This window comes from Floridaenema flaviceps BLCC-F50 (assembly GCF_041929275.2).
Lineage (GTDB): Bacteria > Cyanobacteriota > Cyanobacteriia > Cyanobacteriales > Aerosakkonemataceae > Floridanema > Floridanema flaviceps.
The window spans coordinates 1,399,787-1,424,119 of the sequence record NZ_JBHFNR020000002.1 but is presented as its reverse complement, the minus strand read 5'-3'; the positions used below and the strand labels follow the sequence as shown (position 1 = coordinate 1,424,119).

The window sequence follows — 24,333 nt, the reverse complement described above, 5'->3', positions numbered from 1 at the left end:
TAATCTTTTTAATACAGAGTAATAACCAGAATATTCCAAGAATTAAGAACTTTCTAATTAAGTAGGTAGATCTAAATAAAGTAAAACTCTCGTCGGGCAAGATGCCCACCCCACAAGATTTTCAGCTTTCTTGTGGGGTGGGCATCTTGCCCGCCCCATTGATAGATAACTATTTTCACTTTATTTATTTGCACCTACTTACCTTGAAGGTTGCTATATCTTTACCAAAAATTTTGTTTTTGAATTATAACTCTTGGAACGGCAACTTCAAGTTAATTAATTTTAAGCCAATCCCGACAAAGCCCAAAACAAAAAAGCGCCTTCTTTTTGAGAAGACGCTTTTTTGTTAAAGATTAATTATCTCAAAGCCTTAGCCATTGATCGCAGGAGCGCTCAAAGCAACAGGAGCAACTTCAGCAGAAGCCAAGTCGAGTGGGAAGTTGTGAGCGTTGCGCTCGTGCATTACTTCCATACCCAAGCCAGCACGGTTGATTACGTCTGCCCAAGTACCAATTGTCCGACCTTGTGAGTCAATTACAGATTGGTTGAAGTTGAAACCGTTGAGGTTGAAAGCCATTGTGCTTACACCCAAAGCGGTGAACCAGATTCCGATTACAGGCCATGCACCTAAGAAGAAGTGCAAGCTGCGGCTGTTGTTGAAAGAAGCATATTGGAAAATCAAACGGCCAAAGTAACCGTGTGCGGCTACGATGTTGTAGGTTTCTTCTTCTTGACCGAACTTGTAACCGTAGTTTTGAGATTCGACTTCGGTGGTTTCACGCACCAAGGAAGATGTTACCAAAGAACCGTGCATTGCACTGAACAAGGAACCGCCGAATACACCAGCCACACCTAACATATGGAAGGGGTGCATCAGGATGTTGTGCTCTGCTTGGAACACCAACATGAAGTTGAAGGTTCCAGAGATTCCCAAAGGCATTCCATCAGAGAAGGAACCTTGACCCAATGGGTAGATCAAGAATACTGCGGTAGCTGCGGATACTGGTGCGCTGTACGCTACGCAGATCCAAGGACGCATACCTAAGCGGTAGGACAGTTCCCACTGACGACCCATGTAGCAGAATACACCGATCAAGAAGTGGAAAATTACCAACTGGTATGGGCCACCGTTGTACAGCCATTCGTCTAAGCTGGCTGCTTCCCAAATTGGGTAGAAGTGCAAGCCAATGGCGTTAGAAGAAGGTACAACTGCTCCAGTGATGATGTTGTTTCCGTAGATTAAGGAACCAGCTACGGGTTCGCGGATACCATCGATGTCTACTGGAGGTGCAGCAATGAAAGCGATGATGAAGCAGGTGGTTGCGGTTAGCAGGGTGGGGATCATCAATACGCCGAACCAGCCAATATATAAGCGGTTTTCGGTGCTGGTGATCCAGTTGCAGAACCGTTCCCAGACGTTAGCGCTAGAGCTACGTTGAATGGTTGTGGTCATTGTTGGATAATTGCGATGATTTGATTTTCTAGGTTCTGAGCGGTTTGTTTGCCCGCCTAAATATACATTAAGGGATTTGTTGCGGTTTGTAAAGGGGGGTAAGGAAAAATTTTTATATTTTAATAAAAGAATTTTTGAGGCAGCTTCAGCTTGACGGGAAAGTGTCAATCGTGGCTAGTTTGCTTTGGAGTCTATACATAACTAGAAGTTGTAATAATTCTTATGAAGAAAGCTCTCAGCTTAGATGGAACTTGGTTTTACTGGATATTCAGAAGAAGTAGATAAATTTAAATTACAAAATTTAAAATTAGTATAGTGTACTACAACTTACCAATCACTCAATACGCTTAACGTTATCTTTTTAAACAAATAATGTTTCAGAATCTATCGTTACGAAATAAAGCTATTGGCTTTGCGATCGCATTAGGCACACTTCCAGTGATACTAATTGGTACTGTAGCTTATTACTTTGCCAACCGTTCCATTACGCAAGACGTGATGCAATATCAAAAAGCATACACAGTAGAAGTTGCGGATAAACTCAGCCGTTTTATGTTTGAACGTTATGGGGACATTCAAACAGTAGCTAACTTAGCTATTATTAACGATCCAAAACTTAGTCAGATTGTTTCTCAGCAACAAAAAGAAGAAACTCTGAATAGTTACCTGAAAGCTTACGGTGTTTACGACAATATTACTATTTTTAATTTGGATGGCAGCGTAAATGTTAAATCGAGAGGATCAGTTGACCAAAACCCTACAGAACAAGATTACTTTCAACAAGCAATCAAACAAAATCGCCCCTTTGTTAGTAATCCAGAAATTTCTCCATCTACCAATGAATTAGTGCTTTATTTAGTTGCACCAGTTAAAGATACAGTAACAGAGAGAACTATTGGCATAGCCCGATCGCGATTACCGCTACATCATATTCAAGAACGCATCAAAAGTTTTGATAATCAAGAAAAGCAAATTCATGTAATTGATCCTACGGGTAAAATATTTATCGCCCAAGATCCCAAGAATTTAGGGCAAGATATATTTTCCGAATATTCTGGGTTAAAACAACTACAAGCGAATAAAGAAGCAGATGTAGAAGTAGCATTTTCGGAGGTTGATAAAACTGATAAAGTAGTAGCTTTTGCTAATACTCCTACATTAGCAGGAATGCCTAATTTAAACTGGCTTATTTTAGTTGACAATAGCACAGCAGTTGCTTTTCAGCCCCAAAGAGAATTACTATTTACGCTGTTAATTGGTAGTGGAATTACGGCTTTAGTCGTTAGTGCGATCGCAGTTATCCTCGCCAATCGTACCACAAAATCTATTAATTCGATTGTGAATTCTATCACCACTTCCACATCAGAAATTGCCGCAACAATTGAACAACAAGAACGAGTTGCTACTCAACAAGCAGCTTCCGTAAATCAAACTACTGCGACAATGACTGAGTTAGGTACATCATCGAGAGTTTCCGCAGAACAAGCAGAATCAGCAGCAGAAAATGCCCGCCAAGTACTAACTTTAGCAGAATCATCCGCAGCCGGATCGCGTCAAGTTTTAGAGTTGGCGGAACGGGGAACGCAGACAGTAGAACGGACTTTAGTAGGGATGTCTACACTTAAAGAAAGAGTTGGATCGATCGCGCAACAAACCTTCCAATTAACCGAACAAACAAATCAAATTGGCAGTATTACTAACATAGTTAGTGACTTAGCTAGTCAAACAAATATGTTAGCTTTAAACGCCGCTGTAGAAGCAGTGCGTGCAGGCGAACATGGCAGAGGATTTGGCGTAGTTGCTACGGAAATTCGCAAATTAGCAGACCAAAGTAAACAATCTGCACAAAAAATTAACGCTTTAATTTTGGGTATTAAATCTGCCATTGATTCTACAGTTATGGCAACTGATGAAGGGAGAAAAACCGCAGAAGAAAGCATCAAACTTTCTCAAGAAACAGCAAAAGCTTTTACAGAAGTAACTCATGCAATTAATGAAATTGTTTTGAGTAAACAACAAACTTCTCTAACTGCAATTAATGATATTGTTGTTGGTTCTCAGCAAATTTCTCTTAATGCTAAACAACAAGCGATCGCCATTGAACAAGTAGTCGATGCCATGAACAACATTAATCAAGGTGCATCCCAAACTGCCAGCGGCATCACTCAAACAAAAGTTGGCATTCAAAAGCTTAATGAAGTCGCCCAAGATCTTAAAGCAATGGTTTAGGGACTGGGGACTGGGGACTGGGGACTGGGGACTGGGGACTGGGGACGGACAAGGGGACAAGGGGACAAGGGGACAAGGGGACAAGGGGACAAGGGGACAAGGTGACTGTTTAATCTTCCCCATCCCCCCATCTCCCCATCCCCCCATCCCCCCATCCCCCCATCCCCCCATCTCCCCATCTCCCCATCTCTTCTAACCGGGAGGCCACGCCATTTGTCTGCCGCCTAAAATGTGTAAATGGAGATGGTATACTGTTTGTCCACCGTCTGGGCCATTGTTAATTACTACTCGATAACCATTTTCTAGTCCAGCTTGTTCAGCAACTCGCTTGACAATTAACAGCAGATGACCCAATACTTTGTGATCTTCGGGTTCTGCGTCAGCAAGCTTAACAATAGGTTTTTTGGGAATGACTAAAATATGAACAGGCGCTTGGGGATTGATATCTCTGAAAGCGAGTGATAAGTCGTCTTCGTAGACGATATCTGCGGGAATTTCCCGACGGATGATTTTGCCGAAAATCGTGTCTTGTGCAGTCATTGATAATTTTTCATTCATCAATTGTCAATGATAAGAGAGGATAGACAAAGAACAACTAAATTAATTGCTAAGGAAAAGAACTGTGTTAGCTAGAGTTTGGAGTGCATCGCTGGTAGGCATTGACGCTGTGAAAGTTGGGGTGGAGGTGGATGTTTCGGGCGGACTTCCGGGAATTGTTGTGGTTGGTTTACCGGATGCTGCTGTGCAAGAGTCTCGCGAACGGGTAAAGGCGACGATTAAAAATGCGGGGTTTGCTTTTCCGATGCGAAGAATTGTAGTTAATTTAACTCCGGCTGATTTACGCAAGGAAGGGCCAAGTTTTGATTTAGCAATTAGTATTGGAATTTTAGCAGCGTCGGAGCAAGTTAACCCGGAATTGTTGGGGGATTTTCTTTTTTTAGGCGAAGTTTCTTTAGATGGTAGCTTACGTCCGGTTGCTGGTGTTTTACCGATCGCAGCTGCTGCCAAACGTTTAGGAATTGCAGGTTTAGTTGTTCCAGCTGATAATGCACAGGAAGCGGCAGTTGTGGAAGATTTGGCGGTTTATGGGTTGGAAACTTTAACCGATGTAGCTAATTTTTTGGATAATCCCAAACGTTATCAACCTGTGAAGATCGATCGCACAAAACAGAAAGATCGATCGCTATTTTCCGGCTTAGATTTAAAAGATGTGAAAGGACAAGCACACGCTAGACGCGCTTTGGAAATTGCCGCTGCTGGTGGGCATAATTTGATTTTTGTTGGCCCTCCCGGAAGTGGTAAAACAATGTTAGCTAGACGTTTACCTGGGATTTTACCGGAATTAAGTTTTGAAGAATCGCTTGAGGTAACTCAAATTTATTCGGTTGCTGGATTATTAAAAAATAGAGGTAGTTTAGTTAGCGATCGACCTTTTCGGAGTCCTCATCATTCTGCTTCTGGCCCTTCTTTAGTTGGTGGTGGCAGTTTTCCTAAACCTGGAGAAATTTCTTTAGCCCACCGCGGGATCTTGTTTTTGGATGAACTCACAGAATTTAAAAGAGATGTTTTAGAATTCCTCCGGCAACCTTTAGAAGATGGATATGTGACGATTTCTCGTACTAGATTATCTGTGATGTTTCCGGCACAATTCACATTAGTTGCGAGTACTAATCCCTGTCCTTGTGGTTATTTTGGGGATACGATTCAACCTTGTACTTGTTCTCCCGGAAAAAGGGAACAATATTGGGCGAAACTTTCTGGCCCTTTGATGGATCGCATTGATTTACAAGTAGCAGTTAATCGATTGAAACCGGAAGAAATTACTAATCAACCTTTAGGGGAAGATTCTACCTCAGTTCGGGCTAGGGTGCAAGCGGCTAGAGAGCGATCGCAACACCGTTTTAAAACCGAAACAAATTTACGTTCTAATGCGGAAATGCAAAGCCGTCATTTAATGCAATGGTGCAAGTTAGATGATGCTTCTCGGAATTTGTTAGAAGCGGCGATTCGGAAGTTGGGACTTTCGGCTAGGGCTAGCGATCGCATTTTAAAAGTAGCCAGAACGATCGCCGATCTAGCAGGTGATGAAGACATCAAAACTCAGCACATTGCTGAATCAATTCAGTATCGCATAATTGATAGAATGCAGTGATTAAAAGGATGTAAAATTATGAGCAAATTACAAACAAAATTACTGACTGATGAATGGGTAATAGCGACTTGGGATGAGTACATTCAAGCTATTGAGACTCAACAATTAGAAAATGCGAAAACCTATTACTATAAAGGACAACTGAGAATTGAAATGGTACCCCAAGGCTACGATCATTCCTACGATAACTTTTCTATTGGTTCTGCGATCGCTATATTCAGCGGTATTACAGGCATTCCCATTAGTGGAGTAACTAACTGTACATTTAGGAGAGGTAATGAAGCAGAAGCTCAACCAGATTTAGCGGTTTATATTGGTGAAAATGCTGAAATTATTCCCCATAATACAACTATTGTGGATCTAAATGTTTATCCGCCACCAGATTTAGTTATTGAAATTGCCAAAACTTCTTTTTCCGATGATATCGGTAGCAAGCGAATGTTATACGAACAATTAGGTGTGAAAGAGTACTGGGTTGTTAATGTAGTGCAGGCTTTATTGATTGCTTTTGCTATTGTTGATGGTGGAAGTAGGCAAATAACACAATCTCAACTTTTACCAAATTTACCTTTTAGTTTATTAGAAGAAGCTTTGCGGCGAAGTCGGGAAAGTGGTAGAAGTCAGTTATATAGTTGGCTGATTTCTCAAATGCAGATTCTTGGTAATTAGTCCCAAAATCTGCCTGCGAATCAATTCGCAGACTAATAGCTCAACTCCTCTTTCATAGGACTAAATACGGAATATTCAAAAGTTTTCAGTCCATTTTAATGGACTTTAGCTATTAGCCCGGAAATTGATTTCCGGGCGGGGTAAAACGCAGGTGCAAGATCTCAGTATAAGTCGCGGTGCGATCGCTAAGATGCCAGCGAACCAAAATAAAACATATCAGTCGATGGATCTACAGCAAAACGAACTCTTTCTAATAAACCACCAAACCCAATAAAAGAAGGAAAATTTCCCCAATATTCCTCACTATCTGGCACAAAAATAGTTGCCTGTACATCCAAATCATTGCCGAATGTAGCTAACAGCTTCATATTAAACCGATATATGTTACCATCTAGTCGCATTCCTCTAATTAACATTCTCTCTCTGGCTATTGCCGAAGCGGTATTTAACTCTATAATTCGGGCAACTGTAGGTGCTAAGACTACATAAGGTGCGCCCGTATCAACGACAGCTTCTATAGGATAACCAGCAATTTCTACTCTTAAAAAAATCCGATTTGTAGCTTCACCAAGAGTAGCTGGCTGGTACTGATAACGAATAGCACCAGTGGCAAAAGAATCGCTGTTAGGAAAGAGCAATAGCATTAATAAATGACTGTGAAAAATATACCTTTTAGATCTCCCACTTGCGCTGCTAATTCGTCAAGGGAAGCTGCATCAGCTAATAGCTGACCATTGCGGAGTGCTACCCAACGACCTATATATTTAAACCGATTTTTGTCCATCCATTCTTGATCGGCTAAGATACTTTGACGGCGTTCTGGGGAACTGGGACTAACTGTTGCTTTGGGAGGGGCAAGAATATGAGCGTAATTCTGAATTTGTTCGCGATCGGGGTATAATTCCAGTGCTCGGAAAGCTAATTGTCTTGCTATGTGTAAACCTCCGCGATCGAAGTCTAATTTGATCGCTCGAATGAAATCTTCAGGTGAGTTATAAGTTGTTGGGAAACCTTTTGCTGCTAATTCAATCTTTAACTTCTCCCAAGGGGTAATTTCTTCAGTTTTCATTGTTAGGTTTGCTAATGGAAATTTGTTTTTACTTGTTATGAGTATATCTCATGATTTTATCTATTTTACTACTACCAAATGACGGAGGTAGTAAAAGCGATCGCTCTAATCAATCCATCATTCTATTAATGGCTTTTCTGTCAAGTTAATTTCTTCTGGCGGTATCCAAACAACTTTGCCATCACGCCAAGCAGCCACCGGATTACCAGTTTGTTTGTGTTTACGTAAAGCTTCTTTTACAGCTTTAGCTAAGGCTTGGGTAACTTTTTCTTCATCGGAAAGGCTGATTAAAAGTTGGTCTTTTTTAGGTTGATCTTCCATAATAGTTTTCCTCTATTTGTTGCCAAGTTTGAGCGTCTGCTATATTAATATTACTTCCTTTTTCACCTGCCGCTAAAAGACGGGGATTTGCTGTATTAGAATTATCGTAGAAAAACCAAGAGTTTGCTAGAGGTCGATACAATTCAAAAAAGTTTCTTATCCCTGCCTCATAACGCCTTTGGATAGTTTCTTCTGGGACGTTATGACCGCCTTGGGTAACTCTTTGCTGGACACGGGCAAGTGCAATTTCTGCACTAGGCAACCACAGGAAAATTAGATTAAATAGATAACCCGTTTGTTGTAAATTAGCAATCCAAGGAGCAAAGGTTCGACTAGCTAAGGTGGTTTCAAAGGCAAAATTTACCCGTTGATTCGCTAGTTGTTGTAATCGTTCTAGCATTATTCTTCCGGCTTGAAAGGCTACTCTTTCTGGTGCAAATGCTGATAATCCTTGCGCGATCGCATCCGCATTGACAAATTCATTTACTCTGAGTGTTCCTTGTAATAATGCCGGGGCTACTGTCGATTTTCCCGCACCATTTGGCCCTGCTATAACAATTAGGTTTGGCATATTATCGGGTTTTTTATTTTACTGGTAAATCGCGGAGGTAGTAAAAACGATCGCACTCAAACCAACACTTCTATTTCTGACACATTTACGATCGAATTTGAGTTAATAACCAAGCTATTACTTGCGAGTGTGGCATTTGGCGACTGCGCCGCAATGTTTCTTCTAATAAACTCATCTCTAATCCTGGTAATCTTTGAGATTGAGTTATTCTTCTACTTCCGCCTGTGGGGAGAATTTCAAAAGCAAATATTTCTGGCTTTTGTACATCTACTATCCAGTATTCTCCTACTTTGACTTCTTCGTAAAGTAACCGTTTTTCACCTTTATCATCTGATAAGCTTGTGTCGGAAATTTCGATCGCAATATCTGGCGGTGGCGTAACATCGAGGTTGACGATCGCACTTCCTGTGGGTGCAAGTTCCGCTCTTTCTCCAACATAATAAGATATATCTGGCTGACACTCCAAAACCCCAGGTTTTCGATAGCTACAATTATCTAAGCAATAGAGAGGTATAGTCTTGATAGCACTGAACAAGTTAACGGTAGTAACAATAATTCCATTATCTTTGGCATGATTTGGGCCTACTGCCATTGCTTCAATCCTCATTTTTTCTTTGTAATAGTAGCCTTTAGCTTTTTGATAAGCTGGGTTTTCGATGGTTCTGATAAACTCATCCCACGTCGCTACTACCCAGGAATCTGTTAATACTTTTGTTGTCAGACTACTCATTGGGTTCTCTGTATATAGGTAGACATTGGATCGGGTTGTTATTTTTCATTCTATTGAAGTTTCTCCTCTGTATCCACTACTAAATTGCGGAGGTAGTAAAAGCGATCGCTCCCATCACTCCCTTTTTTTCGCCCCAAATATCCTGTTAAAGGTGAAGAAAGTTCTACAAGTAAATCGTAAACTAGTTTATCCGTTAGATTAAAACCTGCGGCGAATTTAGCATTGTATTGGACTTTAATTTCTGCAACAGTTGGCAGTTCACTATCTGATTCGCAAAGTTGTTTAACTGATTCAACGATGTGCGATCGTAGCTTAATGCTTTTTTCTACATTGATTATGTAATTATTTACTTTTTTGTCTGCATCCTCACCAAATGGTGAATTTTCCAAGCAGATTTTCAATTCTAATAAATTGATAGAGCCTGGATAGTCTGCTTTTACTTGTACCAACTTTTGCAATGTTTCAGGGCGAATTACGTTCATTTTGTTGCCTACAGCAGTTTGATTAGCATGATCGTTCAATTTACCAGCAGCCATAATTAATTTGATACAATTGTTATACTGATTTTGAAGATGTTTATATCCCAATTTAACAAGCTGTGCTGGTGTTCCATCAGTTACACTTTCACCGCCAGTAGCTTTACACTCTGCCACCACTGGATATGGTTTTTCACAGTACATATCTAAACCGCCAGCGCCCCCTGTGCCATCTGGATTGAGACTAGCTTTAGCATTAGTATCGCTATTAGAAAAACCGAGCTTTATAAAACTCTTACGAACTAACTTTTCAAAGCTGTTACCATCAGGCGACTTACCAATATTAGTAATTGTTTTAATCCACGCTAGATCAGAATCAATTTGTGGAATGCTGCCAACTTCAGACCAACCCAAAAATATTTTAAGTTCTTCATCCAGTTGTTTGGCTTTTGGGTTAGTAATGGCTATTTGGGCAACTTGATTTTGCAATTCTTCCAATTCTGGATATAATGGCGGAATTCGATTTTCTATCTGATGGCGACGTTGAGAGAATGCAGTATCGCTCAAAATTGGCGAATTATCTGTAACACTCAAAGATCGAGGTAAAGCTGTAAATTGTCCTTGAGTATTTGCAGATATTTCCGAAGGTTCAGGTAATAAATAAACCCGTAAGTGAATTAAGAAAATGTAGGGACGCTGCAAGAGCATCTGTTGTAATGCTTCCTTTTTCCAGATTGTTAGCTGAGAAAATATTTCTAACGGCTCCGACTGATCTAACATCTGGCATAATTCACACTTAGCCCAAGCTTTTATTGTGGCTTTTTCCGAATTTAATTGTGAAATGGCACTTTGGGCTATTGGCAAAAAGTTTGAGCGATAGTATTGCTCAGGAGGCAATAAATTACTAGAAACATCGGTGGGACAAAGAGCAAATACCCGCCCCGGATCTATGAACATTTTGGGCATAGCGGTAATCATTCGCCCTTGAATTAATGCTTCAACGTCCGGGACAGGTAATCTAATAGCAGTGTCAAGATTGATTTGCATTGTGGAATATTACAGACAGTACCTTACAGAAACTTATTCTTGTAATTGGATGCTTATTTAAGCACCCAATTACAAGTGTGCCATCTTTATTAGGAGATTATTTTGTTGTCCAAAGCTTCAATTGCATCTAGGTAATCTGAATTAGATACATCAGCTAAAATTGATTCTGCTACAGCTACAGGCTCATTTTTAATTAGTTCTGGAGGCACTTCGTAAGATGGATCGCTGAGAATTTCTTTAAGTAAAGGGTTATTAGCTCCTAGCATTCTTTCAGCACCTTTATCAGCAATAAATTTTAAGATTTGCTCCTCACTTAATTTGTAATCAACTTCGCGTTTTTTGTGAACCTCTCGAATGGCTACCAGTGGTCTTATCTCTTCTTCTTTTAGTTCAACATACTCACCACCTTTCTCTTTAATAAGTGGTACAAGATATTTGTCTTCTAAATAAGAAGTAAGTGTTTTATCTTTGGAACGTACTAGACAGCCACGAGTCAAACCGAAAATTGTATATTCATTTAACCTTTTTAATCCAGCACCCAAACTTTTACCACCAGCATCCTGAAGTACAGCTACTCCAATGCAAATATTGTTTCCATTTTCCTCCTTTCCAATTATCTTAAATTTCATGTAATTATCTTTATCACCCCTTTTCGTTACTTTATTAGTAACTTCTTTAATGGTCACTCTTTCTACTGTTTGACCAATTAAAGCTTGAAAACCAAAGAAAATAGCATCAGCTAAAAAGGAATTATCTTCTAAGTAATTCTTTGGATCTTCCTTTAGTTCTGTGGTAAAAGCATCTTCTACTGGGTCAAGTTCTATTATAAGTGGATTAATGATTCCTGAAGGCTTACAGTTATCTTTGCACCACTTCAAAACTTCTCGAACTGTTGGTTTTCCTTTGCCAAGACTGTGAAGCTGATCTTTACTAAATGGATAGATCGGTTCTGGTGGAACTAAGCTTCGCTGATTGTAGTATTTGTTTAACCAAGAACTTACTAAGTTAACTACAGATTCTCCATCCATGTACTTTAGGTCAAGTGGATTTCCCTGAGCAGAAAGTTTATTATGAACTCCCCCAGGTAGTTGTTTAATTTTATTACTCCACTGAGCAGGCATCATTACACTCAAAATGACACCACGACTTAGATTTTGAAACAAATCTTTAATTAATCCAGCAACAATTTGACTGATGTGTAAGCCACTAATTTCATCATAAGCATCAGGCGTATCTAATTCATCGAAGCAAATGACTAATTCGTTATATTGACTAATCAAATCTAGGATTTGTAGAACTGCATCGAAAGACTGACCTTGGCTAGGTAATCCAAGTTCATCAGCTTTGTATTGAGCTAGTTCTTGACCCTCTAACCATTTGATTGCGTAAAGTGATTGCTCATTTGATAGCGTCCATATAATGGCTTTCACAATATCAGGATCGCTAACATCTTTGGCTTTAAGAAATGCCTTTGTTAAACCGTTAACCCATTTATGTAGTTCCCCCGGTTGACCTGCTTGAAATTTTTCAAACAATTCTTGAGGAGAATATATTTTCGGATTCGATTTGACAGCATTTAAAGCGTCATTGGTCATCGCCGTTGCTAGTTCTTGCCACTGAGTAACTTTTTGACTGCCAATTTTTCCGAGACTTTGGGCTAATAACTTCTGGAATTCTTGTTTAATTGTTTGACTGTCAGCAGGACACTTGTTGGCATAGACAAATAATCCACCACCATTTTTTTGCAACCTATGACGAATGCGGCTAATAATGTGAGTTTTCCCAGTACCGTCCTGAGCAGTTATAGCAATTGAAGTTGTGGAGTATTGACCACTACGAATTTGCTCAAGTGCTTGAAAGACAGCATCAGAAGCATGAGCGTTGATACTTTCAATATCAAAAAATTCCTTACCCCAAATATCACTGGCATTTAAATAAGGAGGTTTAGCAAATGGATTTTGGCTTAAAAGAGCAGCATTAATGTCTTCAATAGAGGAAACAGGTTGATTAGTCATGATTGTTTATCCGAAATAGAGAATTTACAAAAGTAAAGAGGTCATCAGTAAGACAGTAAAAATTCAAGTCAGACGTTTAGTGTAATAACGTAACGCGCCTAATTCAGTTTTGATCGAGTCTTCAGCTTTATCAGGTGTGATATCTGTCATCTCGCCGCCAATGAGTTGGATTAGGTCATTCGCCTGCATTTCCAACATCCAGTCATTAAACTGCGATCGCGTCACCCTCTCGCCAATCTCTCGCCGAATGCGATAAATTGGCACCAAGTTATCTAAGTTGTAATCCCGATTCAAATTGTCGTAGACTTCCAACGCCACTTGCATGAACTCCTCATAAGAATTGATTTGGGTAGACAAGCCGCTAGGCGGCTTCTCCACTGCTGCATTTTGGTTAGATGCAACTGCGGAACTCCCCTCATTACTTATAGTTCCCATTTCCCGAATCCACTTCAACAACGAATTGCCAGTTTTTGCCCCAATTTGGGTTTTAAACTGAAATTCAGGATTGTTGATCTCAGCTGATAAATATTCCATACCCTTAGCAGGCAAAAATACCTTCTTCCCTGAAATCTGCATTAAATCTTCAGTTATCAATTGCTCCAAAACCTCCTGAAAATCCCCGATTTTGCCCCCTTTTGGCACAATCCGCTTAGTCAACACCCCCTTATTTACTTGCTGTCGCGCTGCACCAATATCCCATAAAGCCAGTAAAATCAAAATTTTGGCATGAGGATCTGTCGCTTTTAATGGCATTGTATTGTTCCCTTTAAAAACCTTAAAGTTACGTATTTAATCCAATAATTATGTTGTCCGAATAACTATTATTATCTATTCATGCCAAATCTTCAATTGCCAAAACATTATTTACAGAAAATCCAGTAATTACCGTAGCTTCTCCAAAATTTCTACTGTACTTAGATCAAGTATTACTTAAGAAATTTTGCATAAACCTAATCATTCGCCCTGACAGCATTTAGGGAAAAATACCACTCAAACCTTCCTCTCAAGTGGTGCGATGCCCGCTTGTTAAAATATCTCTCAAGTGGTGCGATCCCGGCTTGTCAAAATATCTCTCATTTAAAAATTCTTAATGGTAAAAAATTAACCAAAACAAATACAGTAAAATTACTGAAAATCTAGATTTATGAGAAATAGGTAATGGATTCCCTAGCAAAAAAAAGGGAAAAAGTCGGTAAGAAGCATTAGCAAATATTGAATAACCGCTCGGCTAGAAAGGTTGTAATACATTATTAATCAATTCTAAACTTCAATTAAATCCAAAACAAACCCAGGCAAAATATCTTTTTTCGATCGACTTAAAGGATGCTCTAACACTTCTACATCCCGATTTTAGCGATAAATTTCTACTTTTTTGTTTTGGCGATCGCTCAATTTGTTTATTCTAGCTGGACAAGGTGAAGATATAGAATTTGAAATTGAACCAGATGGGAGTATTGAACCATGACTAAAGTTAATTATGCTGCAATGAGCGATCGCGAATTAAAGCAATATATTCTGAGTCATCGAGACGATCGAGAGGCATTTTACGCTTATATCGATCGACGACATTCCCGCCCTAATAAACTTACAATCAAATTTGAAGATCCAGCCTGGGAAGAGAAAATAGTATCAGCAATTCAAACACAATTAAATTCAGAACATTAACAGAATTTTATTTATCAATTCCACACTTCAGTTAAATCCAAAACAAACCCCGGTAAAACATCTTCCCCTGATAAAGTTAAAGGATGATCTAACACTTGCACATCCCGATTTTGGCGATAAATTTCTACTTTTTGGTTTTTGCGATCGATCAACCAACCCAAACTAGCCCCATTTTCCAAATATTCCCTCATCTTAGCTCGTAAAGGTTCCATTTTGTCATTTTTAGAACGCAATTCCAGCACAAAATCAGGACAAATAGGCGCAAAAGTTTCTTGCTGTTCTTTAGTCAGTGCATCCCATCTTTCTCGACGTATCCAAGCAGCATCGGGAGAGCGATCGGCCCCATTTGGCAGATGAAAACCACTGGAAGAATCAAATGCTACACCTAGTTTAGTTTGACGATTCCACAACCAAATTTGCCCAGAAATATCAAAGTTTTTGTTACCAGTTTCACTCCCCGTTGGTGGCATAACAATTAACTCTCCTGTAGCAGTTCGTTCCAGTTGTAAATCGCGGTTAGCCAGTGCCAATTCCACAAACTGCTCATGGGAAACTTGCAGCGTTAAATTAGTTGGAATATTGACAGTAAATACTGAGGATAAGTTAGTTTTTATCATTTCAGGTCAACGGATTTGGCTATTACTATACTGAGGGTAACTTGTCATTTGATTCTGGCTCAACATCTGGGACTTTTGCTAAGACAGCCTCATAGTTCGATCGATTTCCTCGCTTTGCTCTCTCTTGTAAATAACTTTCAGTCGTTAACGCAGAAATCTTTTCCGCAACAGCTAGAGCAACAAACTGATCGACTGAAATTCCATCTCGTTCTGCAAGTTCCTGTAAACTTCTATATAGAGAATCTGGTAATTGAACATTAAGTGAACTCATGGCAATGCTCCAATAGATTGTAAAAAATCCGCAGGTGTAATTACTGTTAAACCGAATCGATCGACACCAGCAAAATCACGAATGTTATACGTTACTACGCTATCACACCCTGCTTTGACTGCTAGTTCCAAAATCATATCGTCTTTAGGATCGGGTAAATAAGGTCGCCAAAGAAAAAATATTTGATGATGGGTAGCAACTGAACAATAAAAATCAATTAGATCTTGGACATCCGTTGCGCTAATAGATAAATTTGGCAACTGCCGCAACAAAACTTCTTCGTATTCTAGAACAACTGGTACAGAAAGATGAATATCAAATTGCTCTGATCCAACAAGCTGCAACAGCCGAAAAGCACTACCATTTCTGGAACGTAGCCCAGCGACTATTACGTTAGTGTCGATAACAATTTGTGGAATAGGCATGAAGGCATCATATAAAGCTGATTTGTAAATTGTATCTTTGAAGCAGATGGGAGTATTGAATCGTCAAAAACAGCCGTCTCATGCTTCTGGCTCATCCAAAGACTGACGCAATGCTAAAATCACATCCTCCGCTGACTGCTGGGGAAATTTGCCAGCATGAAAATCGGCTAAACTTTGTTTCGCATCCGCAGCTATTTCTCCACGCCGACTTTCGTGTAGGCGATTTTGCAAAATTTTAATTAGCATTTCCTGCTGTTCATCAGGCAGTTGCAAAGCGGTTTCTAGCACTTGGTCAAGAGTAGTCATAAAATTAGGCTATTATCCAGTAAGTAACATCTCTATAATATTGCCTGAATCACAATATCATCGATCGCCACAACTTTTCGGAGAACCCCACTTTTTGTATACTCACATCTTGGATAAGTCGCAACATCCGCCTGCCTTATCAATTCGCACCGCGAGTAGCGAAACTCCTCTAAAGAGGACTAAATTTTTGCAATTCTTATGCTTTCTTTTAGTCCACTTCAGTGGACTTGAGCTATTAGCCTGCGAATTGATAAGGCAGGCGGGCTAAAACGACAGGTACAAGATATAAGTAAAACTCTGACACAATCTTTTCCTGAAATGTTAGGTAACTTACTCACACCACTACCAGAAAAGTTTCAAAATTTTCTTCAGGAACAGGTAAGCCATCTGATTCTAAAGCAGCAATATAACCCGTAATTGCCTCTTTAATATTTGCCAAAGCTTCTTCCTTAGTCTTACCTTGGCTAACACAACCCTTGAGACTAGGACATTCTGCAATCCAATAACCGTCTTTATCCCGGTACATGATTAGCTGTCTCATTTTCCAGATATTCCCCAATCTTTTTTCTCAATATGTTCTATACCTTTCTAATAAAGTCTCATGTTCCTTTGACCCTGGAGCGGGACCAAAAAGGACTGCTTCAATAAATTCTTCTGGTGGTTTGTAGCTATGCAATACTACGTAGTGGTAAATGAGGCTAGGGGCTGCATAGATAGCAGATTGACCAATGATCCTGATTTCACCATTACCTATGCCCAAACAATAAGTATTCTCCCCGTAACTATTGCACAGTTCAGACCATTGCTGCCGATCTGAAAAGCTGCAGAACTCGCAGGTGTGAAATCCACGGGTTACATTAACGGCATACTTATCTAAACAAAATTCAAATAGCTTTGCCTTAAATTCCTGGGATGTCTCACCTTTGGGAAACAGTTCGCCCTCACCCAGCCAACCTACATTAATCAGTTTTAGTCCCGGTGGATCATATCTTCCAAAGTATGCGTAAGGGGACAAATCTTCATAATAAGTCATTACTTACTCCATTTCCCTTTCTAAATCAGGTACTTTTTGAAACAGATACTTTCATAGGGGGAAAGAAATCACAACTTCCTTCCCCCAACCTACAACTAAATACTCAACCGTTGATAAATCTGATCCAAATGCTTTAAATGCCTTTGTGGATCGAAACACTCCTCAATTTCCTCATTCGATAACCTTTCAGTAACACGAGGATCGCTGCTAATTAATTCTCGGAAATTACCTTCTGGTTTATTCCAAGCTTGGTGAGCACAAGATTGGACGATCGCATAAGCCTCCTCCCGACTCATCCCTTTTTCCACCAAAGTTAACATCACTCTTTGGCTGAAAACTACACCGCCGTAAACATTCATGTTTCGCGCCATGTTTTCGGGATAAACTAACAGATTCTTCACCAAATCAGTTGTTTCTACTAACATGAAATGAGTCAGAGTGCAGCTATCTGGCAAAATCATTCTTTCTACAGAACTGTGGGAAATATCCCGTTCGTGCCACAGCGCCACATTTTCCAAAGCTGCAACCGCATTACCCCGCAAAATTCGCGCCATTCCGGTTAATCTTTCCGATCGAATTGGGTTACGTTTGTGCGGCATTGCGGAAGAACCTTTTTGTCCTTTGGCGAAGTATTCTTCTACTTCTAGAACATCGGTTTTTTGCAAGTTGCGAATTTCTACGGCGAAGCGTTCAATTGATGCGCCAAGTAATGCTAATGCTTGGACAAATTCCGCGTGAATATCTCTGGAAATTACCTGAGTTGAGGCGGTATCTGGTTCTAATCCTAGTTTTTGACAGGCGATCGCTTCTACTCTCGGTTCAATATTAGCGTAAGTTCCCACTGCACCGGAAATTTTCCCCACTGCAACTCGCTGACGCACATTCACCAATCTGTCACGATGGCGCAAAACTTCTGCTAACCATCCTGCCAGTTTAAATCCAAAAGTAATCGGTTCGGCATGAATTCCGTGCGATCGACCAATCATTACCGTGTTACGATGTTGCTGTGCTTGGTAACGAATCGCTTGAATTAAATCTTCCAAACGTTCTAAGAGCACATTGGTACTAGCCACCAATTGCAATGCCAAAGCGGTATCCAGCACATCGGAACTAGTTAAACCCAAGTGAATGTAACGTCCCGCATCTCCCACATATTCGTTAACATTCGTCAGGAAGGCAATCATATCATGGCGGACTTCTGCTTCAATTTCTAGCACCCGCTTGGGGTCAAAGTTTGCCTTCGCCTTAATTTCCTCTACCGCCTCAGTCGGAATATATCCCAGTTCAGCTTGCGCCTCGCAAACTGCAATTTCAACCTGAAGCCACGTCTTTAATTTATAATTTTCAGTCCACAAGTTGCCCATCTCAGGCAACGTATAACGCTCAATCACAGTCTGCTACACAGTACGACTGTCATATTTTATCGCTATCTGCCCCCAGCGAAAGCCGAGAAAACCCCGATTTGATAAAGCTTTGTTAAGCAATGACAACGCCTGTGCAAAGTATATCCGTTGCTTTACCTAACTCCTCGCAAAAAGTAAAAGAAAGTTTCAGGAATCTTACGGAGCTTGTTGTAGTAAAACAATAGTTTGATTTAACAGTTGAATTCTCGATTATGAGTAAGATAGTTAATTTGGGGCAAGCTCTATCAATTATTACTTTGGTATCTTTATCTTTAGCCAGTACCAAGGCTATTTCTGCTACTCAAACTAATTTAAATCCTAGTCAAAATAGCAATGAATTTCTGATTGCACAGCGACGTTGTAACCAGCGATTTATGATGGTAATGACTCCCGAAGGTGGGCCTTTACAAGTGCGCGATCGCAATGACATTAACGCCAAACCTTTCGGTACTATTCCTAATCGTTCAGTCGTGTTGCTCAAGAAGTTCGATCGATCGGGAAATTGGGCAAACATTGTTACCGACAGAGGCAACGGTTACGAAGGTTGGGTATGGGCAAATTACCTAACTTGTGGCGCTGATTGATAGTTTATTGCCTTGAAAACGAAAACTTTTATTTGGTTTACTTAAATTAATAAGATGCTTCTACTCGTGATTAAGAATCGTTATTTTTCACGAGTTTTTATTATTTGCAAACACTTCTATTTTTCCAATCAAAACAATTATTTAAGAGTTTCCCACCAAATGTGACACATCGACCGTAGACTGATCGACCACAGACGTTGACAATTGGCAGATGAACGAATCGAGGAAAAAGATCCTGCGTGCCTTGGGTCAACTTGTCAAGCAGCGGCGAACAGCACTTGGTATCTCTCAAGAGGAACTTGGACTACGCGCTAATTTAGACCGCACTTATATATCAGGTATAGAGCGTGGAGTAAGAAATCCTTCTGTTACTGCGCTTGTCAGTCTTGCTATTGGCTTAGGTATCACAGTTTCCGATCTGCTCAAAAATCTGGAATTAGAAGCGGATAGTATAGAGTGACTGACAAAAATGTAGTAGAAACTATTAAATCTCAAATTAAAAAAGATTCAACTCAATACAAAGTTTTTAACCTTTTATCAGACCAACAATGGCACTGTCGCGAGTGTGAGGGGAAAAAAATAGGTTCAGGGCAATATGCAGGAGGTGGAGGAATCCAAGGCTTACAACGTGGGACAAGAAATCGTCCCGGTCTTGCGATCGAAACAGAAAAGAGATACTGTGAAAATTGTCAGGCGATGCGTATAGGCGATCGCTGGACAGGAGAAATAAAATCAGCGAATTCCGCTGCTAATATACCCGCCTCTTTAGTACAAAAAATTTTAGAAGTCTATTCTTATATAGATGTTATCGAACAAAGGCAAAGACAAGCCCATGAATTAGTAATAGATCATCGCTTTCCAATGGAGCGTTGGGGAGAAAGTGAATCACCACACCTTACTTCAATGAGCAATGATGAAATCAAAAAAAAGTTCCAGTTACTAAAAAAGGATAGTTCTGGCAATCATAATCTTCTTAAATCTAGAAGTTGTGAACGTTGTATCAAAACTGGAAAAAGAGGTACACCTTTCGGCATTAGATTTTGGTATAAAGGAGGAGAAGATTGGCCTTCTGCACATCAGCGAGGTGCTGAGGCTGAAGAAGGCTGTGTCGGATGTGGCTGGTATAATTTTGAAGCTTGGCGTGATGCACTCAATCAAAAGTTAGCGGAATCTGCTCAAAACGATTAACAGAAATTTTAGTTTGAGAATTAGATTCTATTGCATTCAAATAAGGTATCAGTCCATAACTTATACACTCTGCTAATCTTGGTGGCACAGCATTACCAATTTGCCACATAGCTTTTTTCATCGAACCTTTAAAAATAAAACTATCGGGAAATGTCTGCAAACGAGCCATTTCTCGCGCTGAAATAACCCTATTTAAATAAGGGTGAATGTGTGTACCACCATGATTTTCTTTCACAGTCATACTTGGTTTACCAGGGTATTGACGCTTAAAAGCATCGACATAACTTTCATATAAAGAACCACCAGGCGGAACTTTAGCTATTCTCTCCATATATTCTGGCGAATGGCGAGTCCATTCATGATTTATTTCTGGGATAGCTGTATACTCTGGCAAATCGGAAATAGCTGATTCAATAGGTTTGTATTCATGAGGTAATAATTGAATTTTTGGATATGGATTTTCCATGCCAAATCGATTAGCAATGAAAATAGCTCTCGGTCTAATTTGCGGTACTCCATAAGCAGCAGATTCTAAAATTGCAACAGACATATTTGGATAGCCAATGGCAGCAAATTCTTCACGAATAGCTTTCAGAACTGCACCTTTTTTCATGGTGATAATTCCCGGTACATTTTCCATTACCACGTACCAAGGACGAATTTCTGAGACAACACGCACAAACTCTTTAAATAATCGATTGCGAGGGTCGTTAGGATCGCGTTTTCCGGCAACTGAAAAACCTTGACATGGTGGCCCACCAATTACAAGATGAATTTCGGGAGAACCTATTTCATTTAGCCAATTTTGGGGATTAAAATTTGCTATATCTCCGTTAAAATGATGACATTGAGGAAAGTTAAATTTATAGGTTGCTGAAGCGATCGCATTTACTTCTACACTTGCTATTGGTTCAAATCCAGCTTTTACTAAACCTTGTGTAATTCCTCCTGCACCGCAGAAAAGATCGACAAATTTATAGGTTGATATTGCTGTAGGTGGTGTATTTATATCAATAAATATTTTGTAAGGATCGCGATCGCTTTCGTTGAGTTCCTTTTGGATGCGTTCGTAACGTCCTAATTTAGGTTTCTTCTGTTTCTTGGCGGGGTTTTGATTTTCGCGATCGCAAAACAAAGACAGTTGTATTGCTTCCATACTTGGTTGCTTGCTTTTATACCTATAATATTGTGGCATATCTAGTACTTGAGGGCTTATGCAGCAATTAAGTTGATTTTTTGATAAGTTAGATTAGGTTTGCGAAGTGTAATAGCTAAAGGTGTGAAGGAGAGAACTACCAATGAAAGATTTAACTCGTCGGGAATTTATTATTGTTTCTAGTTTAGCTGCTGGTTTTGCTTTAGCAGTTCGCCCCATTTCCGCGCAAGTTATCAACACAGATAGCAAAGGTTTAATAGCGGGAGAAGTGAAAATTCCAGTTGCAGATGGTCAAATTCCAGCTTATCGCGCTATGCCTGCAACTGGAAAGGATTTTCCTACTATTTTAGTGATACAAGAAATCTTTGGTGTTCACGAACATATCCAAGATATTTGTCGCCGTCTTGCTAAGTTGGGATATTTAGCGATCGCACCCGAAATGTTTGCCCGTCAAGGCGATGTCTCCCAAATGTCTGACATCCAAGAAATCATTTCCAAAGTCGTTTCTAAAGTCCCCGACTCTCAAGTAATGTCTGATTTAGATGCTACCGTAAAATGGGCAGCACAGTCAAGTAAAGGCAACATCAAAGAATTAGGAATTACAGGTTTTTGTTGGGGTGGCAGAATTGTTTGGTTATACTCAGCACATAACCCAAATGTCAAAGCTGGTGTTGCTTGGTATGGACGTTTAGTAAGTCAACCTACTCCATTAACTCCTAAAAATCCTATTGATATTGCAGCTAATTTAAAAGTACCAGTATTAGGACTTTACGGAGGTAGTGATAATGGAATTCCTAATGATACAGTTGAGAAAATGCGGCAAGCATTAAAAGCCGGAAGCAGCGGTTCACAAATTGTGCTTTATCCCGATACTCCTCACGCTTTCTTTGCTGATTATCGTCCAAGTTATCGCAAACAACAAGCTGAAGATGGCTGGAAAAAAATGTTAGCTTGGTTTCAGAAACATGGAGTTGCTTAAATAATTACTTGTTTTGTTTAAAAGTTACCTGCAAAGGAGGAAATGAATTATTGTTAATGAAAATGATTCTGTTTTTGAACCAGCGATCGCAATTGTAGAACAAGACATATTAGACTCTACTATTGAAGTAGGAAGTGGTTGCCAATGGAAAGGTAGTGGAGTCGAACCTCAGTGGGATAATCCTAAATCCTACAAAGCTTACGATCATATTGCACGTCATCATGGCCCTAAAAATAAACCAAGTCAATTTCAAGGGAGAGCTAGTAGTACTGGAGATAAACAAGGACAATGGTTAAAAGCTGAGTACTGGATAGAGGCGGAAAAATTAATACCAAAATATTATGGTCGCTACATAATTGATTTTAAGCGACCTATTGGTAGAGTTTATTACCCTAATGGAAGTATTACTGAAGGAGTAACTCGCGCAGTTGTAGTAAGAAATCCTGATGGCACTCTAAAGTCAGCTTATCCTGTAGATAATACTGTAACTTTGAAGCAAATTAAATAGGAGTAAAATCAATGAATTATTCTACCAATTTTAATCTCAAAATAGAAGAACCTTGGATATGGGAGGGTTTAGAAGCACCTGACGATCCACTTAATGAACTTTCGGATTTAGAAATGGGGTTGAGACTTTTTTGTTTTGAATGGAATCATAAAGTTTCACTAGAAGTAGGAGATACGAAAAAAGATATATTTTTAGACCCTGATGTTGTTCTGATAATAGAGGAATTACCAGATAAAATCGCACAACTATCTAAAGGTAAAAAGGGTGATATAGATTTTCCCGAAAGCTATTTAATTCTTGAGTTAGTCCCAATGGGAGATACAATTAACTGCAACCTAAGAAACTTCGGATACTCAACTGAACAGAAAAACTTTCAATTGAATAAATTTCAAGTATTGGAAGTTTTAACCAGTTTTGTGGAAGAAATTATTAGCAAAGCAGTAGCAGGCGGTTACATAAAAGCATCCGAAGGGGAAGAATTTCTCAAACCAATACATCAGCAGGCAATATTGCCACAAAATACCTAAGTAATCAGCTGTTTGGGTAAAAAATCTACTCGATTCAAATAACACAACCTAATTTTGCCATTTTCAAAGTCAATTCTACTAATGGCAGTGTTGTTAAGAATGAAAGAATAACAATGTCCTAAAGGGAAGTTTAAAACCGTTGCTAAAAAGCAATTATAAAAACCTCCGTGACTGACAAAGGCTACTCTGTCATTAGTATTACCATGTTTTTCTAATAGTTCTTGAAAAACCCTTTTTGCCCGAATAAACCATTGTTCTGTTTCTTCAACTTGACCATGCCACCAACCTTTTTCTCCTAAGTAATCTGGGAGGATTAATTCGGGGTAATTTGTGGTAAAATAAGCTCGGTTTTTACCTTCTGTAGCTATAGGTTCATCAGTTCGATCGTCCCGGAAATAAGGGCCTCTACATTCATGAATATCAACCCACGCTGTTAACGGTAAATTTATTGCTTGAGAAATGAAAGTTCCCGTAATAACCGATCGAATCATCAAACTGGAATATAGATGAGTAAAGTTAAAACCTGTAGCATTTTGAAAGTCTCTTTCTGGGACGGGTGTAGGAGAATAATTGTTCCTGAGAAATTGAGCTAAAACTTGAGCTTGTTCTTTACCTGTAGCGGTTAATTCTGGATCGTCCGATCGACCTTTACTTGAACCAGTCACTCGCCTATTGTAATTATTTGTAGATTCGGCGTGTCTAATAAAATAAAGCTGCATACTGGAGTAGATATAAGCAAACAATTAATACCTTTAATTACAGGATATCATAGATGGAAAGGCAAAAAAAATACTTTTGTGAATTAGCGATCGCCTACCCTTCACTAAGTATTTTTACAACCTACCAACAGCTAAAAACAAAGTACCCCGATCGGGTACTGACGAAGCTTTTTTCGGAAACTTAAGATAAACATATTCGTCAGAAATATCTAGAAAGATT

28 protein-coding genes are annotated in these 24,333 nt (G+C 39.5%); 9 read left to right on the top strand and 19 right to left on the bottom strand.

Annotated elements, in window-relative coordinates:
* Window positions 1-370 precede the first annotated feature (370 nt).
* Window positions 371-1,453: a photosystem II q(b) protein gene (psbA, locus tag ACE1CI_RS26460; protein ID WP_496615897.1), complete on the bottom strand. Its 1,083-nt coding sequence runs from the start codon at window positions 1,451-1,453 to the stop codon at window positions 371-373.
* Between the two features lie 372 nt (window positions 1,454-1,825).
* Between psbA and ACE1CI_RS26455 the strand changes: the two genes are divergently transcribed.
* Window positions 1,826-3,682 carry a methyl-accepting chemotaxis protein gene (locus ACE1CI_RS26455; protein WP_413264184.1) on the top strand — a complete coding sequence of 619 codons (1,857 nt, stop codon included), beginning with the start codon at window positions 1,826-1,828 and terminating at the stop codon, window positions 3,680-3,682.
* A 192-nt stretch (window positions 3,683-3,874) separates the two neighbouring features.
* Here ACE1CI_RS26455 and ACE1CI_RS26450 read toward each other — a convergent pair whose 3' ends face one another.
* The gene (locus ACE1CI_RS26450; protein ID WP_413264183.1) at window positions 3,875-4,222 is read right to left on the bottom strand and encodes a histidine triad nucleotide-binding protein; all 348 of its coding nucleotides are present in this window, start codon (window positions 4,220-4,222) and stop codon (window positions 3,875-3,877) included.
* A gap of 82 nt (window positions 4,223-4,304) precedes the next feature.
* Between ACE1CI_RS26450 and ACE1CI_RS26445 the strand changes: the two genes are divergently transcribed.
* Window positions 4,305-5,834, top strand: coding sequence for a YifB family Mg chelatase-like AAA ATPase (locus ACE1CI_RS26445; RefSeq protein WP_413264182.1), 1,530 nt, complete (start codon window positions 4,305-4,307; stop codon window positions 5,832-5,834).
* An 18-nt stretch (window positions 5,835-5,852) separates the two neighbouring features.
* The gene (locus ACE1CI_RS26440; RefSeq protein ID WP_413264181.1) at window positions 5,853-6,503 is read left to right on the top strand and encodes a Uma2 family endonuclease; all 651 of its coding nucleotides are present in this window, start codon (window positions 5,853-5,855) and stop codon (window positions 6,501-6,503) included.
* 185 nt (window positions 6,504-6,688) lie between these two features.
* On the opposite strand, the gene ACE1CI_RS26435 is transcribed toward ACE1CI_RS26440, so the two are convergent.
* The 8 genes from ACE1CI_RS26435 to ACE1CI_RS26400 all read right to left on the bottom strand — a co-directional run bounded on the left by ACE1CI_RS26435 (window position 6,689) and on the right by ACE1CI_RS26400 (window position 13,485).
* Entirely contained in the window at window positions 6,689-7,147 is a 459-nt protein-coding gene (locus ACE1CI_RS26435) for an aspartyl protease family protein (RefSeq protein WP_413264180.1), read from the bottom strand.
* The gene (locus tag ACE1CI_RS26430) at window positions 7,147-7,572 is read right to left on the bottom strand and encodes a hypothetical protein (protein WP_413264179.1); all 426 of its coding nucleotides are present in this window, start codon (window positions 7,570-7,572) and stop codon (window positions 7,147-7,149) included. The genes ACE1CI_RS26435 and ACE1CI_RS26430 overlap by 1 nt, the downstream gene beginning before the upstream one ends.
* 117 nt (window positions 7,573-7,689) lie before the next feature.
* Window positions 7,690-7,893: a hypothetical protein gene (locus ACE1CI_RS26425; RefSeq protein WP_413264178.1), complete on the bottom strand. Its 204-nt coding sequence runs from the start codon at window positions 7,891-7,893 to the stop codon at window positions 7,690-7,692.
* Window positions 7,877-8,464, bottom strand: a complete 588-nt coding sequence (locus tag ACE1CI_RS26420; protein ID WP_413264177.1) for an ATPase — start codon at window positions 8,462-8,464, stop codon at window positions 7,877-7,879. Before ACE1CI_RS26420 ends, ACE1CI_RS26425 begins: the two co-directional genes overlap by 17 nt.
* An 85-nt stretch (window positions 8,465-8,549) precedes the next feature.
* A complete protein-coding gene (locus ACE1CI_RS26415; protein WP_413264176.1) occupies window positions 8,550-9,194 on the bottom strand; it encodes a Uma2 family endonuclease in 645 nt (214 codons plus the stop codon).
* A 50-nt stretch (window positions 9,195-9,244) separates the two neighbouring features.
* Window positions 9,245-10,717 (bottom strand): DUF1802 family protein, encoded by a 1,473-nt coding sequence (locus ACE1CI_RS26410; RefSeq protein WP_413264175.1) that lies wholly within the window; start codon window positions 10,715-10,717, stop codon window positions 9,245-9,247.
* A gap of 89 nt (window positions 10,718-10,806) precedes the next feature.
* The gene (locus ACE1CI_RS26405) at window positions 10,807-12,732 is read right to left on the bottom strand and encodes a P-loop NTPase family protein (protein ID WP_413264174.1); all 1,926 of its coding nucleotides are present in this window, start codon (window positions 12,730-12,732) and stop codon (window positions 10,807-10,809) included.
* A 63-nt stretch (window positions 12,733-12,795) separates the two neighbouring features.
* Window positions 12,796-13,485, bottom strand: a complete 690-nt coding sequence (locus ACE1CI_RS26400; RefSeq protein ID WP_413264173.1) for a hypothetical protein — start codon at window positions 13,483-13,485, stop codon at window positions 12,796-12,798.
* A gap of 708 nt (window positions 13,486-14,193) precedes the next feature.
* Here ACE1CI_RS26400 and ACE1CI_RS26395 point away from each other — a divergent pair.
* Window positions 14,194-14,397, top strand: coding sequence for a DUF6887 family protein (locus tag ACE1CI_RS26395; RefSeq protein WP_413264172.1), 204 nt, complete (start codon window positions 14,194-14,196; stop codon window positions 14,395-14,397).
* A 14-nt stretch (window positions 14,398-14,411) separates the two neighbouring features.
* On the opposite strand, the gene ACE1CI_RS26390 is transcribed toward ACE1CI_RS26395, so the two are convergent.
* The 7 genes from ACE1CI_RS26390 to purB form a co-directional block, all read right to left on the bottom strand.
* Window positions 14,412-15,014, bottom strand: a complete 603-nt coding sequence (locus ACE1CI_RS26390) for a Uma2 family endonuclease (RefSeq protein WP_413264171.1) — start codon at window positions 15,012-15,014, stop codon at window positions 14,412-14,414.
* Window positions 15,015-15,039: 25 nt separating this feature from the next.
* Window positions 15,040-15,285, bottom strand: coding sequence for a toxin-antitoxin system HicB family antitoxin (locus ACE1CI_RS26385; RefSeq protein ID WP_413264170.1), 246 nt, complete (start codon window positions 15,283-15,285; stop codon window positions 15,040-15,042).
* Entirely contained in the window at window positions 15,282-15,710 is a 429-nt protein-coding gene (locus tag ACE1CI_RS26380) for a putative toxin-antitoxin system toxin component, PIN family (protein ID WP_413264169.1), read from the bottom strand. Before ACE1CI_RS26380 ends, ACE1CI_RS26385 begins: the two co-directional genes overlap by 4 nt.
* 78 nt (window positions 15,711-15,788) lie before the next feature.
* Window positions 15,789-16,016 (bottom strand): hypothetical protein, encoded by a 228-nt coding sequence (locus ACE1CI_RS26375; protein WP_413264168.1) that lies wholly within the window; start codon window positions 16,014-16,016, stop codon window positions 15,789-15,791.
* Window positions 16,017-16,350: 334 nt separating this feature from the next.
* Window positions 16,351-16,557 (bottom strand): type II toxin-antitoxin system HicB family antitoxin, encoded by a 207-nt coding sequence (locus tag ACE1CI_RS26370; RefSeq protein WP_413264167.1) that lies wholly within the window; start codon window positions 16,555-16,557, stop codon window positions 16,351-16,353.
* A gap of 27 nt (window positions 16,558-16,584) precedes the next feature.
* Entirely contained in the window at window positions 16,585-17,049 is a 465-nt protein-coding gene (locus ACE1CI_RS26365; protein ID WP_413264166.1) for a DUF7919 family protein, read from the bottom strand.
* Between the two features lie 95 nt (window positions 17,050-17,144).
* Window positions 17,145-18,440, bottom strand: coding sequence for an adenylosuccinate lyase (gene purB, locus ACE1CI_RS26360; RefSeq protein WP_413264165.1), 1,296 nt, complete (start codon window positions 18,438-18,440; stop codon window positions 17,145-17,147).
* 224 nt (window positions 18,441-18,664) lie between these two features.
* On the opposite strand from purB, the gene ACE1CI_RS26355 reads away from it, so the two are divergent.
* The 3 genes from ACE1CI_RS26355 (at window position 18,665) to ACE1CI_RS26345 (ending at window position 20,224) form a co-directional block, all read left to right on the top strand.
* Window positions 18,665-19,036, top strand: a complete 372-nt coding sequence (locus ACE1CI_RS26355) for an SH3 domain-containing protein (RefSeq protein ID WP_413264164.1) — start codon at window positions 18,665-18,667, stop codon at window positions 19,034-19,036.
* A 211-nt stretch (window positions 19,037-19,247) separates the two neighbouring features.
* Entirely contained in the window at window positions 19,248-19,496 is a 249-nt protein-coding gene (locus ACE1CI_RS26350) for a helix-turn-helix domain-containing protein (protein WP_413264163.1), read from the top strand.
* A complete protein-coding gene (locus tag ACE1CI_RS26345) occupies window positions 19,493-20,224 on the top strand; it encodes a restriction endonuclease (RefSeq protein ID WP_413264162.1) in 732 nt (243 codons plus the stop codon). Before ACE1CI_RS26350 ends, ACE1CI_RS26345 begins: the two co-directional genes overlap by 4 nt.
* Here ACE1CI_RS26345 and ACE1CI_RS26340 read toward each other — a convergent pair.
* A complete protein-coding gene (locus ACE1CI_RS26340) occupies window positions 20,187-21,380 on the bottom strand; it encodes a DNA cytosine methyltransferase (RefSeq protein ID WP_413264186.1) in 1,194 nt (397 codons plus the stop codon). The two genes, ACE1CI_RS26345 and ACE1CI_RS26340, sit on opposite strands and share 38 nt — an antisense overlap.
* 142 nt (window positions 21,381-21,522) lie before the next feature.
* On the opposite strand from ACE1CI_RS26340, the gene ACE1CI_RS26335 reads away from it, so the two are divergent.
* Window positions 21,523-22,359, top strand: a complete 837-nt coding sequence (locus ACE1CI_RS26335; RefSeq protein WP_413264161.1) for a dienelactone hydrolase family protein — start codon at window positions 21,523-21,525, stop codon at window positions 22,357-22,359.
* Between the two features lie 519 nt (window positions 22,360-22,878).
* Window positions 22,879-23,394 (top strand): hypothetical protein, encoded by a 516-nt coding sequence (locus ACE1CI_RS26330; protein ID WP_413264160.1) that lies wholly within the window; start codon window positions 22,879-22,881, stop codon window positions 23,392-23,394.
* Here the strand turns inward: ACE1CI_RS26330 and ACE1CI_RS26325 are convergent.
* The gene (locus ACE1CI_RS26325; protein ID WP_413264159.1) at window positions 23,391-24,113 is read right to left on the bottom strand and encodes a histidine phosphatase family protein; all 723 of its coding nucleotides are present in this window, start codon (window positions 24,111-24,113) and stop codon (window positions 23,391-23,393) included. The two genes, ACE1CI_RS26330 and ACE1CI_RS26325, sit on opposite strands and share 4 nt — an antisense overlap.
* Between the last annotated feature and the right edge of the window lie 220 nt (window positions 24,114-24,333).